Origin of the sequence: Pectinatus frisingensis (assembly GCF_015732285.1) — a bacterium.
Taxonomy (GTDB): domain Bacteria; phylum Bacillota; class Negativicutes; order Selenomonadales; family Selenomonadaceae; genus Pectinatus; species Pectinatus frisingensis.
On record NZ_WIQU01000046.1, the window covers coordinates 33,159 to 50,126 of the forward strand.

14 protein-coding genes and 1 riboswitch are annotated in these 16,968 nt (G+C 39.1%); all 14 genes read left to right on the forward strand.

Annotated features, from left to right (window positions below; genetic code table 11):
* Positions 1-220: 220 nt before the first annotated feature.
* Positions 221-307 (forward strand): K(+)-transporting ATPase subunit F, encoded by an 87-nt coding sequence (gene kdpF, locus I6751_RS14100; protein ID WP_182188723.1) that lies wholly within the window; start codon positions 221-223, stop codon positions 305-307.
* Complete coding sequence (gene kdpA, locus I6751_RS08435) at positions 308-2,011, forward strand: potassium-transporting ATPase subunit KdpA (protein WP_231037883.1); 1,704 nt, start codon at positions 308-310, stop codon at positions 2,009-2,011.
* Positions 2,012-2,023: 12 nt separating this feature from the next.
* Positions 2,024-4,054 (forward strand): potassium-transporting ATPase subunit KdpB, encoded by a 2,031-nt coding sequence (gene kdpB / locus I6751_RS08440; protein WP_196591045.1) that lies wholly within the window; start codon positions 2,024-2,026, stop codon positions 4,052-4,054.
* Between the two features lie 22 nt (positions 4,055-4,076).
* Positions 4,077-4,655, forward strand: coding sequence for a potassium-transporting ATPase subunit KdpC (gene kdpC / locus I6751_RS08445; RefSeq protein WP_196591046.1), 579 nt, complete (start codon positions 4,077-4,079; stop codon positions 4,653-4,655).
* A 261-nt stretch (positions 4,656-4,916) separates the two neighbouring features.
* The gene (locus I6751_RS08450) at positions 4,917-6,473 is read left to right on the forward strand and encodes an ATP-binding protein (RefSeq protein WP_196591047.1); all 1,557 of its coding nucleotides are present in this window, start codon (positions 4,917-4,919) and stop codon (positions 6,471-6,473) included.
* Positions 6,442-7,131: a response regulator gene (locus tag I6751_RS08455; RefSeq protein WP_196591048.1), complete on the forward strand. Its 690-nt coding sequence runs from the start codon at positions 6,442-6,444 to the stop codon at positions 7,129-7,131. The genes I6751_RS08450 and I6751_RS08455 overlap by 32 nt, the downstream gene beginning before the upstream one ends.
* A 154-nt stretch (positions 7,132-7,285) precedes the next feature.
* Positions 7,286-9,976 (forward strand): sensor histidine kinase, encoded by a 2,691-nt coding sequence (locus I6751_RS08460; RefSeq protein WP_196591049.1) that lies wholly within the window; start codon positions 7,286-7,288, stop codon positions 9,974-9,976.
* Entirely contained in the window at positions 9,969-10,667 is a 699-nt protein-coding gene (locus I6751_RS08465) for a response regulator (RefSeq protein WP_196591050.1), read from the forward strand. Before I6751_RS08460 ends, I6751_RS08465 begins: the two co-directional genes overlap by 8 nt.
* Before the next feature lie 140 nt (positions 10,668-10,807).
* Positions 10,808-11,914, forward strand: a complete 1,107-nt coding sequence (locus I6751_RS08470; RefSeq protein WP_196591051.1) for an iron-containing alcohol dehydrogenase family protein — start codon at positions 10,808-10,810, stop codon at positions 11,912-11,914.
* A 269-nt stretch (positions 11,915-12,183) separates the two neighbouring features.
* Positions 12,184-12,361: riboswitch (cobalamin riboswitch) on the forward strand.
* 249 nt (positions 12,362-12,610) lie between these two features.
* Positions 12,611-13,174 carry a GH25 family lysozyme gene (locus I6751_RS08475; RefSeq protein WP_196591053.1) on the forward strand — a complete coding sequence of 188 codons (564 nt, stop codon included), beginning with the start codon at positions 12,611-12,613 and terminating at the stop codon, positions 13,172-13,174.
* A gap of 360 nt (positions 13,175-13,534) precedes the next feature.
* The gene (locus I6751_RS08480; protein ID WP_196591054.1) at positions 13,535-14,494 is read left to right on the forward strand and encodes a lactonase family protein; all 960 of its coding nucleotides are present in this window, start codon (positions 13,535-13,537) and stop codon (positions 14,492-14,494) included.
* 9 nt (positions 14,495-14,503) lie between these two features.
* The gene (zwf, locus tag I6751_RS08485; RefSeq protein WP_196591055.1) at positions 14,504-15,892 is read left to right on the forward strand and encodes a glucose-6-phosphate dehydrogenase; all 1,389 of its coding nucleotides are present in this window, start codon (positions 14,504-14,506) and stop codon (positions 15,890-15,892) included.
* 179 nt (positions 15,893-16,071) lie between these two features.
* Positions 16,072-16,512, forward strand: coding sequence for a 50S ribosomal protein L13 (gene rplM / locus I6751_RS08490; RefSeq protein WP_196591056.1), 441 nt, complete (start codon positions 16,072-16,074; stop codon positions 16,510-16,512).
* Positions 16,513-16,537: 25 nt separating this feature from the next.
* Positions 16,538-16,930 (forward strand): 30S ribosomal protein S9, encoded by a 393-nt coding sequence (gene rpsI, locus I6751_RS08495; RefSeq protein ID WP_182186420.1) that lies wholly within the window; start codon positions 16,538-16,540, stop codon positions 16,928-16,930.
* Positions 16,931-16,968 lie beyond the last annotated feature (38 nt).

A 16,968-nucleotide genomic window follows, 5' to 3' on the forward strand; every position in this document is an offset into this window, starting at 1 on the left:
TTAGCAATAATATAGAAGAAAGTCATTTGCTAGGATTTTAGGCATCTGTCTGTGGGTCATCCGCGGACAGATGCCTTTTTTGCTTGAATAATGTTTAAGTTCTGTCATTTATAGTCTTTTTATATTTAACAAAAGCATTTTTATACATTTTTTATATACTTAGTGATAATCTTTAGTTGCAGCAAAATAAAGAACTTTATAAAGAAAGAGGAGATATTATATGGGAGATTTATTATTAGGCGGTATAGTGACTATTGTGCTGCTATGTTACCTTGTCTATGTTTTATTGAAACCGGAGGAATTTTAAATGTTGAAAGATATGATATTATTTTTGCTGTTTTTTTTGGTTTTATTTTTATTGGCAAGACCGTTGGGTAAATATATAAGCAAAGTTTTTACCGGCGAAAAAACCTGTTTTGATAAAATCATGCGGCCAATAGAAAAAATTATCTATAAACTCGTAGGTATAGATGAAAATCAGGAAATGACCTGGCGACAATATGCCGCAGCGGTAATTTGGTTTCATGTGTTCAGTTTTTTGGCAATCTTTTTAACGGAATTGTTCCAAGGTAATCTGCCGTTGAATCCGGCCAATGAAGGCAATGTATCATGGGACCTGGCACTCAACACTGCGGTGAGTTTTATAACTAATACTAACTGGCAGGCGTATAGTGGCGAATCGACAATGAGCTATTTTACACAGATGACTGAACTGGCAGTGCATAATTTTCTTTCGGCAGCAACTGGTATTTCAATAGCCATAGTGTTGATCCGCGGACTTACGAGAAAGACTACAAAGTTATTAGGTAACTATTGGGTAGATATGGTGAGAGGGACATTATGGGTATTATTGCCGTTGTCTATAATATTGTCACTGATATTCGTAGAACAAGGTTCAATACAGAACTTTGCATCCTATGTTTCGGCAGCGACGATCGAAGGTGGGACACAGACAATAGCGATGGGACCGGTCGCTTCTCAGGAAGCAATAAAATTATTAGGAACAAACGGCGGTGGTTTTTTTGGAGCCAATTCGGCGCATCCGTTTGAAAATCCGACGGCATTGGCCAATTTTTTGCAGGCATTGGCAATTTTTTTAATCCCGGCTAGTTTATTATTTACCTTGGGACGAATGGTAAAAGATAAAAAACAGGGACATGCAATTTTGGCTGCCATGACGATATTATTTGTGCTTTTTCTGGGAATCATTTACGTAAGCGAATATTATGGCAATCCCAATGTCGCGGCCCTTGGTATAAATGGTTCAAATGTTATGGAAGGGAAAGAACTGCGCTTTGGTTTAAGTGGTACGACACTGTTCAGTGCAGTTACCACGGCGGCATCCTGTGGTGCCGTAAATGCCATGTTTGACAGTTTTACTCCTATTGGCGGAATGATCCCAATGCTGCAAATAATGCTTGGTGAAATAATATTTGGCGGCGTGGGCAGCGGGTTGTATGGTATGCTGGTTTATGTATTGTTGTCAGTATTTATCGTCGGACTTATGGTAGGACGTACACCGGAATATTTGGGCAAGAAAATTGAATCACACGAGATGAAAATGGTCATGCTGGCTGTTTTGATTCCGGCAATTTGCATTTTATTCGGAAGTGCGGTGGCAGCATCTACCGATGCCGGTATGAGTGCAACGAATAACAACGGGCCGCATGGTTTGACAGAAATGCTCTATGCGTATGCCTCTTGCACGGGGAATAACGGTAGTGCTTTTGGTGGACTCAATGCCAATAGTACTTTTTATAATATAACGCTGGCAGCGGCGATGCTGCTTGGAAGGTTTGGTGTCATTTTGCCAATACTGGCAATTGCCGGCAGTCTTGCCAAGAAAAAAATATCACCTGTTGGTGCCGGTACATTTCAAACACATGGGCTGCTGTTTATCGTATTATTATGTGCGGTTGTTTTGATTGTCGGTGCGTTGACATTTTTACCGGCACTGGCATTGGGACCTATTGCTGAACATTTGCTGATGCTGCAAGGGCAATTGTATTAAGGAGAGATTTTTATGACAGACAGTCTTAATTTAAATAAGGAAATGTTATTTACTGCCGTTAAACAGGCCTTTGTAAAATTGGACCCGCGCGTTCAGGTAAAAAATCCGGTCATGTTTATTGTTATGGTCGGAGCTGTTATAACAACAGTGTTTTTTATTCGTGAACTGGTAAGCGGGGCGATGCAGGAAGGCTGGTTTGAACTGCAGATTGCATTATGGTTGTGGTTTACGGTTTTATTCGCCAATTTTGCTGAAGCACTTGCTGAAGGACGGGGGAAAGCGCAGGCACAGGCATTAAGAAAAACACGAACAAATACCTTTGCTAAAAAAATAATTGGCAATGATCGTGAAAAAGTATTGGCGTCCTCGTTGAGAAAAGGTGATATAGTTTTTGTCGAACCGGGAGATATAATTCCCAGTGATGGTGAAATTATAGAAGGAGCCGCCTCAGTAGATGAAAGCGCAATCACCGGAGAATCTGCTCCGGTAATACGTGAGGCCGGCGGTGATAAGACATCAGTGACTGGTGGAACCAAATTATTGTCTGACTGGTTGAAGATAAGGATTACGGCCAATCAAGGAGAAACTTTTCTCGACCACATGATAAGCTTGGTAGAAGGTGCTAAAAGGCAGAAGACTCCCAATGAAATTGCACTGACAATACTATTGGTCGGATTGACAATAATATTTTTGGTGGCAGTTGCTACAATAGAGCCGTTTGCTATTTATTCGTCAACAGAAATTTCTGTGGCAGTGTTGATTGCCTTATTGGTCTGTTTGATACCAACGACAATCGGTGGTTTGTTGAGTGCCATTGGCATTGCCGGCATGGATCGATTGCTGCGTCATAATGTACTTGCAATGTCCGGACGTGCAGTAGAAGCCGCCGGTGATATTGATGCTTTATTATTGGATAAGACGGGTACTATCACTTTGGGAAATCGCATGGCGGTAAAATTTATTCCTGCCCCTGATGTTTCTACAGAAGAACTTGCCGATGCGGCTCAGATATCATCATTGTCGGATGAAACACCTGAAGGCCGCAGTATCGTGGTCTTGGCCAAACAGTTATATAATATTCGGCAGCGTAACATGGAAGAGCTGCAGGCAAGGTTTATTCCTTTTTCGGCTCAGACGAGAATGAGCGGTGTTGATATCGGAAATACTGAAATACGCAAGGGTGCTATGGATGCCGTACGCAGTTATATAGAAAATCAAGGTGCAACATTACCGGATCAGGTACAGACAGACTGTGAACAAATAGCTCAGGATGGCGGAACACCGTTGGTAGTGGCTGAAAAGAACAGAGTATTAGGAACAATATATTTGAAGGATGTAGTAAAAGGCGGTATTAAAGAACGTTTTAATGAACTTAGAAGAATGGGAATAAAAACCGTTATGATTACCGGCGACAATCCGCTTACTGCGGCAACAATCGCTGCCGAAGCCGGCGTAGATGATTTTCTGGCTGAAGCTACTCCTGAAACAAAATTAAATTTGATTCGTGATTATCAGGATAAAGGCATGCTGGTGGCAATGACCGGTGATGGAACTAATGATGCTCCGGCCCTGGCTCAGGCTGATGTGGGAGTCGCGATGAATAGTGGCACACAGGCAGCAAAGGAAGCTGGCAATATGGTTGATCTTGACAGTAACCCGACAAAATTGATTGAAGTTGTCGAAATCGGTAAACAGCTTTTGATGACGCGCGGCTCATTGACGACTTTTAGTATAGCCAATGATGTAGCTAAATATTTCGCGATATTACCGGCGATATTTGTCACCGCCTATCCACCGTTAGCTATTTTGAATATCATGAATCTGTCTACACCTAAAAGTGCTATTTTAAGTGCAGTTATTTTTAATGCATTGATCATTATTGCATTAATCCCACTGGCGCTGCGCGGTGTCAAGTATAAACCATTGGGAGCAAATATCATATTGCGGAAAAATTTGCTGATTTACGGATTAGGAGGAATTATTATTCCTTTTATCGGCATTAAAATAATTGATATGATTCTTGTTCTTTTGAGGCTCAATTAAAAGCTGCGGAGGAGTTGTGCTTATGTATAAATCATTAAAAAATGCGCTGTTGCTGTTAATAATGCTTACAGTTATCACCGGTGTTTTTTACCCATTAGTAATAACCGGAATAGCTCAGCTTATATTTCCCAGACAGGCGAATGGTTCGCTCATAGTGAGAGATGGACAGGTGGTTGGTTCTTCTCTGCTTGCCCAGAATTTTACCAGACCAGAATATTTTCATCCCCGTCCTTCCGCGGCCGGACAGGATGGTTATGATGCTGCCGGTTCGGCTGCGACTAATTTGGGACCTACAAGCCAGAAACTTATGGATTCCCTGAAGAAAACAGCTGATGACTACCGTCAGGAAAATAATTTGTCTGATGAAGTAGTTTTGCCTTCTGATGCTGTGACATCGTCAGGCAGTGGACTGGATCCGGAAATTTCTCTGCCGAATGCTTATATGCAGATAGCAAGAGTAGCTGAAGCCAGGGGAGTTTCTACTGACAAAATAAGAAATATTGTGGATGAATATGCAGATAGTTCTATATTGGGAATACCTGGTGAAGAACGGGTAAATGTTTTGCTGCTAAATTTGTCACTGGATGATATGAATAAGTAATTTAAAGGGCTGTTACACGTAAATGTTTTAATTCATAGATGTTTTGCAATATGCCGTTTCCCTTGTACATCTTTAACAGGGTGGACAAGAGCATAACGATGTTGCGCCTTTATGAGTTCAATACCATTCGTGCGGCAGCCCTTATTAAATTGAAAATAAAATAAGTGTTTAATGATTCATTGAATAAGAGTGAAAACTATGTAATAATAACAGGTAAATTATACAGACAATTATAAAAAGGCAACTGAGGAGAGATTGCAGATGATAAAAGAAGGTGATGATGATATTGTAAAACCATTGGAAGAAAAAAGGAAAAATGGTTTATATCCTTATTTGACAGGATTTTTATTAATAATTTTAATTACGTTAATATGCTGGCATGTGGAAGCAGGTAATTTAGTCAATATAACAATGCTTTATCTTCTGCCTGTTTTATTGACAGCGTTTTGGTGGGGTCGCTGGCCGTCATATTTTACGACAATTTGCACGGTTTTGGTATATGATTTTTTATTTGTTCCGCCTGTTTTTAGTTTTAGTGTAGCCGGAATAGAATATATATGGACATTTATTATATTTTTGTTTGTGGGATTCATAGCTGGAGGACAAACAGAGAAACTGCGGAATAAAATTTGGCTTGCCGAAAAGCAATCAATGGAAATACGGTCATTGTATGAATTCAGTAAAGAAATGGCAGCATTAGTAGATTTAAAGAAAATAATAGAAAAGTTTGCCGATACAGCCTCGCAGGTATTGGGTAATGGTGTGGTCATTTTCCTACCAGATGATAAAAATAAGATAAAAATTGCGGCAAAGGCAGGACTTGGTACGACTAAGGATTTTTTTAATGAATATGGCACGGCATTATGGGTATTTGAACATGGACAGCCGGCAGGAAAATCAACAGCAGTTCTGCCTGCTTCAGAGTTTTTTTATCTACCGTTAAAAGTAAATAATAAAGCAGTTGGTGTATTGGGAATTGAAGTGGTTGAAAATATCACACTGGAACAAAAACAGCTTATTAAAGCTTGGGCGACAATGGCAGCAATTGCTGTGGAACGGGTCCGTTTAACTGAAGAATCAAATAAACTGGCACTGCTGGCGGCTTCAGAACGTCTGGGAACAGCACTTTTCAATTCTATATCACATGAATTGAAAACACCATTGGCAGCAATTATGGGGGCAATATCGGTATTGACTGAGAAAAATATTGTCGTATCGGAAAAAATTGTAAAAAATTTGTATGACAGTATAAAAAACGGTGCCCAAAGAATGGAACGTATTATCAATAATCTACTGGATACAGCACGTTTGGAAAGTGGTACGATGAAGATAAAAACGGACTGGTGTGATATAGAAGATATAGTGGGAACAGCACTACAGCGTTTGAATGAAATTTTGCAAAATCGTAAAATAGTTTTGAATATGGCTAAGGAATTACCACTTGTCCGCGGTGATTGTGTACTTTTAGAACAGGTACTGGTGAACCTGATCGATAATGCCAATAAATATTCCCCTGCAGATAAAATTATTGCTGTTAGTACTGATATGAGTGAAACCGCTGTGTTGGTTTCAGTTACTGATTACGGTGATGATATTTCTGAGCCGGACATGAAGAATATTTTTACTAAATTTTATCGTGGCAGTCATGCAAAAACTGTTTCAGGGACAGGGCTGGGATTATCTATTTGTAAAGCAATAATTGAAGCTCATCATGGTAAAATTTGGGTGACTAATTTGCCTGCGGGCGGGAAAAAATTTATGTTTACACTGCCGAGGGAGATAAAAAATGAACAGTCTGAAGGTATTGATAATCGATGATGAAATAGAGATAAGGAGGTTAATAAAACTTTCTTTGACGACACAAAACTACACAGTATTGTCTGCTGCTACGGGAAAAGAGGGAATTGAAAGTGTATTTCTTGACAGGCCGGATATTATTCTGCTTGATCTTGGGTTGCCGGATATCGATGGCAGTGAAGTGATAGTACGGTTGCGCAGTCGGGTCGATATCCCAATAATTGTTTTATCGGCACGCGATCAGGAGGAAGCAAAGATAGCTGCACTTGATTCAGGCGCAAATGATTATTTAACTAAGCCATTTGGTGTCGGTGAACTGCTGGCGCGGATAAGAGTGTGTAACAGAACATATTTGCGTTCAGATGATGAAGAGGTATTGCAGTTAGGAGATTTGAGCATAAATTTATTGCATTGCCAAGTGTTTTTGCGCGGTCAGGAGATACGTTTAACCCCGATTCAATATGATTTACTGAAAACCTTGGCGCAAAATGCCGGTAAAATACTTACACATCGCCAGATACTTAAAAAAGTCTGGGGAGTAGAAAGCAATGACCTCCAGTATATCAGGGTATACATCGGGCAGCTGCGCCAAAAAATTGAAGAGAATCCGGCCCGTCCCAAATTTATAATTACTGAACCGGGCATAGGATATAGAATGATGTTTGAAAATGCAACATAACAGAATTCTGTATATTATATTTACTCAATATCTTTATACAACATTAATAACATAGGCATTTTTCTAATGCGATTTTTATTTTATCTGTAGTATTATATGATTGTAGGAATAAATTATACTGTCAGCAGACTGCTGATTTTTAAAGGAGATAAATATGCCGGCATTTCATAAGTCTCCTGATGAGATATTACAAACGATAAAAAATGAAGAAGCAAGAGCTAAGTATGGACATTTAAAGATATTTTTCGGCTATGCGGCCGGTGTTGGCAAGACCTATGCCATGCTGAAAGCTGCACATAGCGCAAAAGCACAGGGACTGGATGTAGTGGCAGGTTATATAGAGCCGCATATCAGACCACAAACAACAGTCTTATTAAAAGGATTGGAACAGCTTACACCCGTCATTGTAACACATGGTGATATTATACTGCGGGAATTTGATATTGATGCTGCTTTGCGGCGCCATCCGCAGATTATTCTCGTGGATGAACTGGCTCATACTAATGCTGCCGGCTGTCGTCATAAAAAACGTTATAAAGATGTAGAAGAATTATTAAAAGCCGGTATAGATGTATATACTACAGTTAACGTTCAGCATATCGAAAGCCTTAATGATATTGTTGCTTCGATAACAGGCGTTATCGTGCGTGAAAGAATACCGGACTTTGTATTTGATAATGCTGATCAGGTTGAATTGGTAGATATTGAACCGGCAGAACTAATTAAGCGGCTCAATGATGGCAAAATTTACAAGCCGGAGCGTGTGAAAACAGCACTGATTAATTTTTTTACAGTTGAAAATCTGGTTGCACTGAGGGAAATAGCTTTAAGACGCACTGCTGACCGGGTAAATAAAATATCGCAAAAAGTCCGTAATGAATCAAAAGGTGATTATTATACGGATGAGCATATTCTGGTCTGTTTGTCATCTTCACCTTCAAATCCACGCATAATAAGAACTGCAGCACGTTTGGCAAATGCCTTCAGAGGTAAATTTACAGCACTTTTTGTACGCACGGCTGATTATGAAAAGTATTCATCGGAAAATAAAGCACGCCTGCAGGAAAATACTCATTTGGCAGAGCAATTGGGAGCAAGCATAGAAACCGTCATAGGGGATGATATTGCTTACCAGATAGCTGAATTTGCCAAATACGCCGGAGTTTCTAAAATAGTTATTGGCAGGAGTACTACCAGATCAAGATGGGGATTTATGCACAAGGGGTTTCTTGATCAATTGATCCAGCTGGCGGCAAATCTGGATATTTATGTCATTCCGGATAAGACCACACCTATCTATAAGAAAAAAGTTAAAAGAACATTAAAGAGGGGTATAAATAAAACAGATATCGGTAAAATAATATCGGTATGGGGTTTGACCACTGTGGCAGCATTGGCACTTGATGCAATAAATCTGGGACAGGCCGATATTGCAACTATTTATATATTAAGTGTTTTGGTAACCGGAGTCATAACTTCCGATCGGTTTTACAGTATTGTTTTATCGTTGCTCAATGTAATCACCTTTGATTATTTGTTCGTTTCACCGCGTTTTACGTTCGCTTATTCTGATTATCGTTATACAGGGACTTTTCTTATTATGTTTATAGCGGCTTTTATAACAGCCAGCTTAGCCAGCAAGATAAAAAAACAGGCAGAACAGTCGGTACAGACTGCTTATCGCACAAAAATACTGCTTGATACTAATCAGTTGCTGCAAAAGGCTCGCAATATCGATGAAATAGCTTCAATTACTATTAAGCAGTTATTAAAACTCAGCGGACGTCCGGTAATTTACTATGGTTGCAGTGAAGATAAGCTGCTGCCGCCAATAATCACTGCAGCAACGGCGGCAGAAAGTGAGGCTTATAAGTCGCCCAATGAAGCTGCTGTCGCCCAATGGGTATTCAGAAATAACAAGCATGCAGGAGCAACGACAGATACATTGGGAAGTGCCAAGTGCCTGTACATGGCGATACGTACGGAAAATCGTGTGCATGGGGTTATTGGTATAGCTTTGGAAAATAGCCGGCTGGAATCCTTTGAAAGCAGCATAATACTGTCCATACTGGGTGAATGTTCGTTGGCAATGGAAAAAGAATTGTATAATAAGAAACGCCGTGAAGCTGCCGTACAAGTGCAAAATGAAAAATTGCGCAATAGTTTTCTTCGTTCGATATCACATGATTTGCGTACGCCGCTGACATCTATTTCCGGAAATGCTGATTTTTTAGTTAATAATGGCAGACAATTGGATGAAGCTAAAAGGCAAAAGATATACAGCACAATTTATGATGATGCAAAGTGGCTGATAAATTTGGTGGAAAATATTTTGTCAATCACACGTATCGAAAATGGCAATATGAAACTGAATCGTCAGATAGAATTAGTCAATGACGTAATAACTGAAGCTGTTTCACATATTAATGCAAAAAAATTAAAGCATACTATAAAATATATCGAACCGGAAAAGCTGTATTTTTCTAAAATGGATGCTCGATTGATCATGCAGGTTGTGATTAATATTATTGACAATGCATTAAAATATACACCAAGCGATTCCACCATAGAAATAAGTGTGTTTGAACAGCAGCGGCATATTGCCGTAGCAATAGCAGATAATGGGGAAGGTATGCCAAAAGCTGTACAGGAAAAAGTGTTTGATATGTTTTATAGCGGCGATAATAAATTTGGTGATAGCAGACGTGGGATGGGAATAGGACTGGCTCTGTGCAAGAATATAATTGAAGTGCATGGTGGTAGTATTGAAGTAAAAGATAATTATCCGCATGGGACAGTATTTACTTTTACTTTACCATTGGAGGAGGTAACGATAAATGAATAGCCCATTACTATTGGTGGTGGAAGATGATACAGCTGTAAGTAATTTGATAGGTACCACATTAAAAATGGAAAATTATCGGTTTCACACAGCTTCGACGGGCAGACAATCGATAGTTGAAGCAATATCACAAAAACCGGATATAGTCCTTCTTGATCTGGGTTTACCGGATATAGATGGAATTGAGATAATAAAAAAAATAAGATCGTGGTCAAAAATGCCGATAATAGTCGTAAGTGCCCGTAGTGACGATAAAGACAAAATTGAGGCATTGGATAATGGGGCAGATGACTATATTACTAAACCCTTTTCAGTAGAAGAACTGCTGGCCAGAATACGGGCTGCGCTCAGGCGGGCCAGTTATATGGCCTCGGAGAAAGCCCAGAATCCAGTATTTATAAATGGTAATTTAAAAATAGATTATGCAGCAGGCTGTGTTTATGTAAATGATGTAGAAATGCACCTTACACCGATGGAATATAAATTACTGTGTCTGCTGGCTGGCAATGTCGGCAAAGTATTGACATATACATATATAACCAACTCAATTTGGGGAAATGCATGGGATAATAATGTTGCGTCATTGCGGGTATTCATGGCGACATTGCGGAAGAAAATCGAAAAAGATGCAGCTGCTCCTCAGTATATACAGACGCATATTGGTATTGGATACCGTATGATAAAAATCGATTAATAAAAATCAGGCAGATATGCGGCAACCCTTATTCTACTGTTTACAATATTACATTTAGATGTTATAATTATTGACTAGCACAATTATTTGCAATGAAATAAGGAGATGAAAGATAAACGCTTCCAGTGGTTTATCCGCATATGAGAGAAAATTATTCGATATACTTGCCACAGTACAGTGTAGGAACAAATTGTTATAATGAAATTGGTCCCGTGACTAAATATTTTGGTAAAAAAGTTGTTATGATAGGTGGCAAAACAGCTTTGAAAAAAGCTGAACCGGCGATACTTAAAGCTATGGGCAAGGCAGGGTTGGATCATTTAGCGACAGTGTGGTACGGTGGTGATTCAAGTGAAAGTAATGTAAAAAAAATGCTGGATAATGAAGCTGTAAAAAGTTCTGACATAATATTTGGCGTAGGTGGCGGCAGGGCAATAGATACAGCTAAAACGGCGGCAGATACACTTGACAAAGCTTATTTTTCATTTCCTACGGTAGCATCTAACTGCGCACCAACTTCGGCTATAGCAGTTTTATATGATGATGCCGGGGCGTTATCACGCTACTATTTCACAAAAAAATGTCCACTGCATACATTCATAAATACAGCGGTTATAGCGGATTCACCTGAAGAACTTTTATGGGCTGGTATCGGAGATGCTTTGTCCAAGGAATGTGAAGTGGAGCTGGCTGCGCGTGGTAAAAAATTATTCCATACTCCATTGATAGGGCTTAAAGCAGCGGCAGCTTGTACGGAACCTCTGCTTGATTTTGGGGAAGATGCTTTAAGGGCAATAAAAGAAAAACGGCCTTCCTTTGAACTTACACAAGTTGTGCTGGATATTATTATCAGTACGGGGATAGCATCAAATTTGACAAGTTCGGCTTTTGACAATAAGATTGAGTATTATTACAACTCATCACTGGCTCATTGCTTTTACAATGCTTATACAATTCTGCCGCAGGCTCACCAGTACCGGCATGGCGCAGTGGTTTCCTATGGTGTTTTAGTGTTGCTTACATATGATGGGCAAATCGAGCGGCGCAACAAGATCGCAGCTTTTAATAAAAAATTGGAATTACCGGTGACTTTGCGGGAAATCGGAATTTCAAGTGGAGCAGAAGTTGATAGTATTGTGAAAAGGGCACCTTTTATTAATGAGTGGAATTGTGTTCCTTACAAAAGTGATCAGGCTAAATATAAAGCGGCAATATTAGCTGTTGATGAATATGGCAGGACTCTGTAGTATTAAAATTTTATTTATTGATGGATTGCCGCACGTGATCGACTTCGTGCGGCAATATTTTTGATTAATTAATAAGAAAATTAGTAGCATATAAAACAGTTATGAAAAAATAAATGAATTGTATTGCACTCAACTTGGTGTAATGATATACTAAGCACGTGATGATTAATAGCTGGTAACTGGTTGTCCAATTGAGAAAATTTGGCTTTTATCAGCCGTACTCTGATACCGATGCCTTGGAAATTCAGTTAAAAATGCAACTGTGATCAATTTAATATGATGAGACAGGTGTCCGTAAGGACTCAATAGAAAATCCGGTATAAAGCCGGAGCGGTCCCGCCGCTGTGAGGAAGAGCAAATTGCAATATACCATTGGGAATATGTCCTGAGAAGGTGCAATAAGTGATGATTCCGAGCCAGAAGAACTGCCTGTTTGACAATCACCGATTATGAATGAAATCATTCATGGACCTGCGAGCGATGGGGAGGGGATTTCGAAACGGCAGTATTTTTGTGCTGCTGTGATGAGATATGTTTTTATGACCTTCATCCATTTTGCGGATGAAGGTTTTTTTCGTGAGCATAGCCCGATTTAATAAGCGGATGCTTGCAACATGTTGTTGAGACAATTGAATTAGAAAATGAAGAAATAGATGGTGAAGTGGCGGTTTTATCGAATAAAGGAAGAAATTGTTAATGAAAAAAGGTATTGACGTAAGTGAGAATAATGGAACGGTCGATTGGCGGGCAGCAGTGCTGTCCGGTATTGAATTCGCTATTATACGCTGCAGTATGGGGCAATTTGAATCAGATGCATTGTTTGCACAAAATGTGGCACTGGCACATGCTGCAGGGCTGCAGGTGGGGGCATACCATTATTCTTATGCCATGGATAAAGAGCAGTCGGCGCAGGAAGCACAAAATTGTAAAAGGGCAATAAATGATGCAGGAGTATTGCTGGAACTGCCGGTATTTTATGATATGGAAGATGCTGACGGCTGGAAGGCACAGCATAATTTTTCATTCAATAAAAACAAAATTACAAATATGTGCCAGGTCTTTATAAATGATATTGGTTTGGACAGCGGAATATATTCGTCCTATTTTTGGTTATGCAACTATATTGACTGGCAGGTGTTGCGATGTACCGTGTGGAATGCTGAATGGGGAAATGCCGATTCTGTACGGGGATATATGTGGCAATATACAGATAAATTTAAAATAGGTACAAATGTTTTTGATGGAGATATACTTTACTGATGTTTTTAAACTGCAGTGATTATAATAAGTTAGTATTTTGGGCTGACGTCATTATAAAATAAGTTTTATAATTTGATATAATGGTTTGAATTATTAAAAATAATATGCAATCGAAAGGTATTGACTGATAAATTTCCAAAGGCATAATTTATCTTACATATTGTACATAATATGGAGTTTTTTGCCAACGAAAATATTGCTGCATAGAAGTATATTGTATTTGTAAAAGGGAGATAAATATAATATACTTTGAACATGGGGATGAGTATAATTTTATGTATTATTTGTGAAACTGATAAGATAATGATGTGATATCATCTTGGGACAAATTATAAATTTATTTAGGGGAATGAGTTTATTATGAAACATATTGGGTACGTAGGTACGTATGATTCAAAATGTAGTCAGGGTGTCTATCGTTTTGAATTTGACGATGTTACAGGAAAGCTCACTAGGCCGACATCTTTTTATAAAACAAATGGTGGTAAGTGTGTGGCCCTGACAGACGAATTTGTGATTGTAACGCGTGAGATTCCTGGGAAATCCGGTATTGCGTTATTAGACAAAAACGGAACAGTACTATCAGAAGCTTTTATGGAGAGAGCTTCAGCCTGTTTTATTGGTTGTCGTGATAAATTTGTATATACTGCTAACTATCATGATGGTGTAGTCATGATTTATAAAATTGCCAATCAAAAATTGCAGTTAGTAAAAAAATTGGTGAATGGGTCTGAAACCGGATGTCATCAGGTAATGTGCTGGCGGAGCAATATTTTTGTTCCGTGTCTTAAACTCGACTGCATAAATATTTATGATATGGGGAAAAATTTTCTTTTGACAGATAAGATAGTCTTTTCACCGGGCACAGGTCCGCGACATGGCGTATTTACTACAGATGAACGCTTATATTTAGTTAGTGAGCTCAGTAATGAGTTATTCTATTATCATTTAGTGCAAAATAATTCGTGGGAGCTTATCAGTAAAATGTCATTTTTACCGGAACAATCAGCAACGGGCAGTGCTTCGGCAGCCTTACGGTTGTCCGGTGACGGAAGATTTATTTATATTTCCACACGCGGCAGTAATCTTTTAAGTGTATTTTCCATAGAAGGAGCCACTCCTAAAATGATTCAGCAGATTTCTTGCGGTGGCGACCATCCCCGCGATTTTTTACTGAGCGGTAATGGAGAATATTTGCTTGTAGTAAATCGTCTTTCAAATGAGCTGATAAGTATGAAAATAAATAAAACAACGGGGATGATAGGCGCCATTGCCGATAGGACAGAAGTTCATGAGGGAGTGGGGATCGCCTTGGAATAGGAGAAGATTATGAATAATTCAGCCTTTACGATTTTTGGTGGGACAGGTGACTTGACCTTTCGCAAACTTTTACCGGCATTTTATAATATGAGTGTTGCCGGTGATCATGCAATTGAAAGGAAAATAATAATTATTGGCCGGCGTGATTATACGACAGAAAAATATCTTGATATTGCACGCAGCTGGGTAGAAAAATTTTCCCGGTTGCCGTATGATGAAGCTGCGTTTAAAAAATTTTCTGCTAGAATAACTTACTATAAAATGGATTTTACAGATATTTCATCATATAAGACTTTAAACAATTATTATAAAAACAATCATTTGGCTGAACATATTTTTTATTTTGCCGTTGCACCGCGGTTTTTTAGTGTAATAGCCGATGGACTTACCAATGTAGAGCATGCTTGTCATGGGAAAGTGATATTGGAAAAACCGTTTGGAGAAGACTTGGATTCGGCAAAGGAACTTAATATAAAACTGGCAGGTTTTTTCACTGACAATAATATTTTTCGCATTGACCATTATCTTGGTAAGGAAATGATTAGAAACATTCAGACACTGCGTTTCAGCAATCCGATTTTTTCTAATCTGTGGAATTCACGTTATATTGAAACGGTTCAAATTTCCGCATCGGAAGATATGGGTATTGAAACACGCGGCGGTTATTATGATGCTAGTGGCGCTTTGCGCGATATGGTACAAAATCATTTGTTTCAGATATTATCAATAGTTGCTATGGAATGGCCGGAACAATTTTCCAGTGAAGCAATGCATGATGCTCAGATCAGAGTTCTGCGGGCGCTGCGCCCGGTAAAAGATATTCGCGAAACTCTTGTACTCGGTCAGTACAAAGGGTATCATCAGGAAAAATTGGTGAAGCCTAATTCGACAACGGAGACATACGCTGCACTTAGGTTGTTTATTGATAATGAACGCTGGTGGGGAACGCCATTTTACATCAGGACTGGTAAAAAATTATCCAGCCGGGAAATCAAAATAGCCATAATTTTTCGCCCGTCGTTTTTGGAAAAAGCAGCGCAGAATATATTGATCATAAAAGTGCAGCCCAGTGAAGGCGTATATTTACAGTTTAATATAAAAAAACCTGGCGATACCGATGAAATAATTCAAGCTAAAATGGATTTTTGCCAAAGTGATTACGTGAATCGATTAAATACGCCGGAAGCATATGAAAGACTTATGAAAGCTTGTATAAATGACAATAAGTCATGGTTCTCCCAATGGGATCAAATTGAATTAAGCTGGAATTTTATTGATAGGCTGCATGAATTATATAAATGGGAAAATTTACCAGTATTCAGATATGAACCGGGCAGCAACGGTCCGGCACAGGCGGATGAACTGCTCAGCAAATTTGGTCATGAATGGATAGATTGATATTGTAAGGTAAGCGCCAGTGATAATTATAAAAAAATCTTGACTCTGGTTTTTACTTTTATTATAATAGTTGAGTATGAAGTTTTCTCTTGTGATTTCCAGCCCCGGTAATCGTGATGAGGCTTTATATAATTATTTAAATTATTTTAGTTAATCGCATTATAGGGAAGGAGATATCGATGAAAACCACATTCATGGCTAACGGCCAAAATGTTGAACGCAAATGGTACATCGTGGATGCTGAAGGACAGACAGTAGGCCGTTTGGCTGCTGAAGTTGCTAAAGTGCTCCGCGGTAAACATAAACCTACCTTCACACCGCATGTTGATACGGGTGATTTTGTTATTATTATAAATGCTGAAAAGGTAGTTTTCAGTGGTAAAAAATTAATTAAAAAGACTTATTTCCGTCATTCCGGTTATCCGGGCGGTACGACTTTCACTCCGGCTGGACAAATGCTGGAAAAGCAGCCGGTAAAGGTTTTGGAATCCGCTATTCGCGGTATGCTTCCTAAAAACCGTCTTGGTGCTCAAATGTATAAAAAACTTAGTGTATACACAGGTCCGCAGCATCCTCATACTGCACAGCAGCCTGAAGCACTAAAATTTGATATTCGTTAATAACTGGAAGGGAGAACATATTTAAATGGCATTAGTTACTTACTACGGTACAGGCCGCAGAAAAACTTCGGTTGCCAGAGTTCGCTTGGTTCCAGGTGAAGGCAACATTAAAATAAATGGCCATGATATGAGTGAATATTTTGGTCTTAAGACATTAGAACTCATTGTTAAACAACCGCTTGTACTGACTGAAACAGAAGGAAAATACGATGTAATCGCTAAGGTTGAAGGCGGTGGTGCATCAGGTCAGGCTGGTGCAATACGTCACGGTATTTCCCGTGCACTTTTATTGGTTGACGGTGAACTGCGCAAATCATTGAAGAAAGCCGGTTTCTTAACACGTGATCCGCGTGAAAAGGAACGTCGTAAATATGGTTTGAAGAAAGCCCGTAAAGCTTCACAGTTCTCAAAACGTTAATATTTTGCTTTGGGCAGTTAAAAAAATCCCGCAGTCTT

Excerpts from the sequence above, each read along its gene's own strand:
- rplM (WP_196591056.1), top strand. The coding sequence starts at position 16,072 with ATGAAAACCACATTCATGGCTAACGGCCAAAATGTTGAACGCAAATGG.
- I6751_RS08460 (WP_196591049.1), top strand. The coding sequence starts at position 7,286 with ATGCCGGCATTTCATAAGTCTCCTGATGAGATATTACAAACGATAAAA.
- I6751_RS08475 (WP_196591053.1), top strand. The coding sequence starts at position 12,611 with ATGAAAAAAGGTATTGACGTAAGTGAGAATAATGGAACGGTCGATTGG.
- I6751_RS08480 (WP_196591054.1), top strand. The coding sequence starts at position 13,535 with ATGAAACATATTGGGTACGTAGGTACGTATGATTCAAAATGTAGTCAG.
- kdpC (WP_196591046.1), top strand. The coding sequence starts at position 4,077 with ATGTATAAATCATTAAAAAATGCGCTGTTGCTGTTAATAATGCTTACA.
- rpsI (WP_182186420.1), top strand. The coding sequence starts at position 16,538 with ATGGCATTAGTTACTTACTACGGTACAGGCCGCAGAAAAACTTCGGTT.
- zwf (WP_196591055.1), top strand. The coding sequence starts at position 14,504 with ATGAATAATTCAGCCTTTACGATTTTTGGTGGGACAGGTGACTTGACC.
- I6751_RS08450 (WP_196591047.1), top strand. The coding sequence starts at position 4,917 with ATGATAAAAGAAGGTGATGATGATATTGTAAAACCATTGGAAGAAAAA.
- kdpF (WP_182188723.1), top strand. The coding sequence starts at position 221 with ATGGGAGATTTATTATTAGGCGGTATAGTGACTATTGTGCTGCTATGT.
- I6751_RS08455 (WP_196591048.1), top strand. The coding sequence starts at position 6,442 with ATGAACAGTCTGAAGGTATTGATAATCGATGATGAAATAGAGATAAGG.
- kdpB (WP_196591045.1), top strand. The coding sequence starts at position 2,024 with ATGACAGACAGTCTTAATTTAAATAAGGAAATGTTATTTACTGCCGTT.
- kdpA (WP_231037883.1), top strand. The coding sequence starts at position 308 with ATGTTGAAAGATATGATATTATTTTTGCTGTTTTTTTTGGTTTTATTT.
- I6751_RS08465 (WP_196591050.1), top strand. The coding sequence starts at position 9,969 with ATGAATAGCCCATTACTATTGGTGGTGGAAGATGATACAGCTGTAAGT.
- I6751_RS08470 (WP_196591051.1), top strand. The coding sequence starts at position 10,808 with ATGAGAGAAAATTATTCGATATACTTGCCACAGTACAGTGTAGGAACA.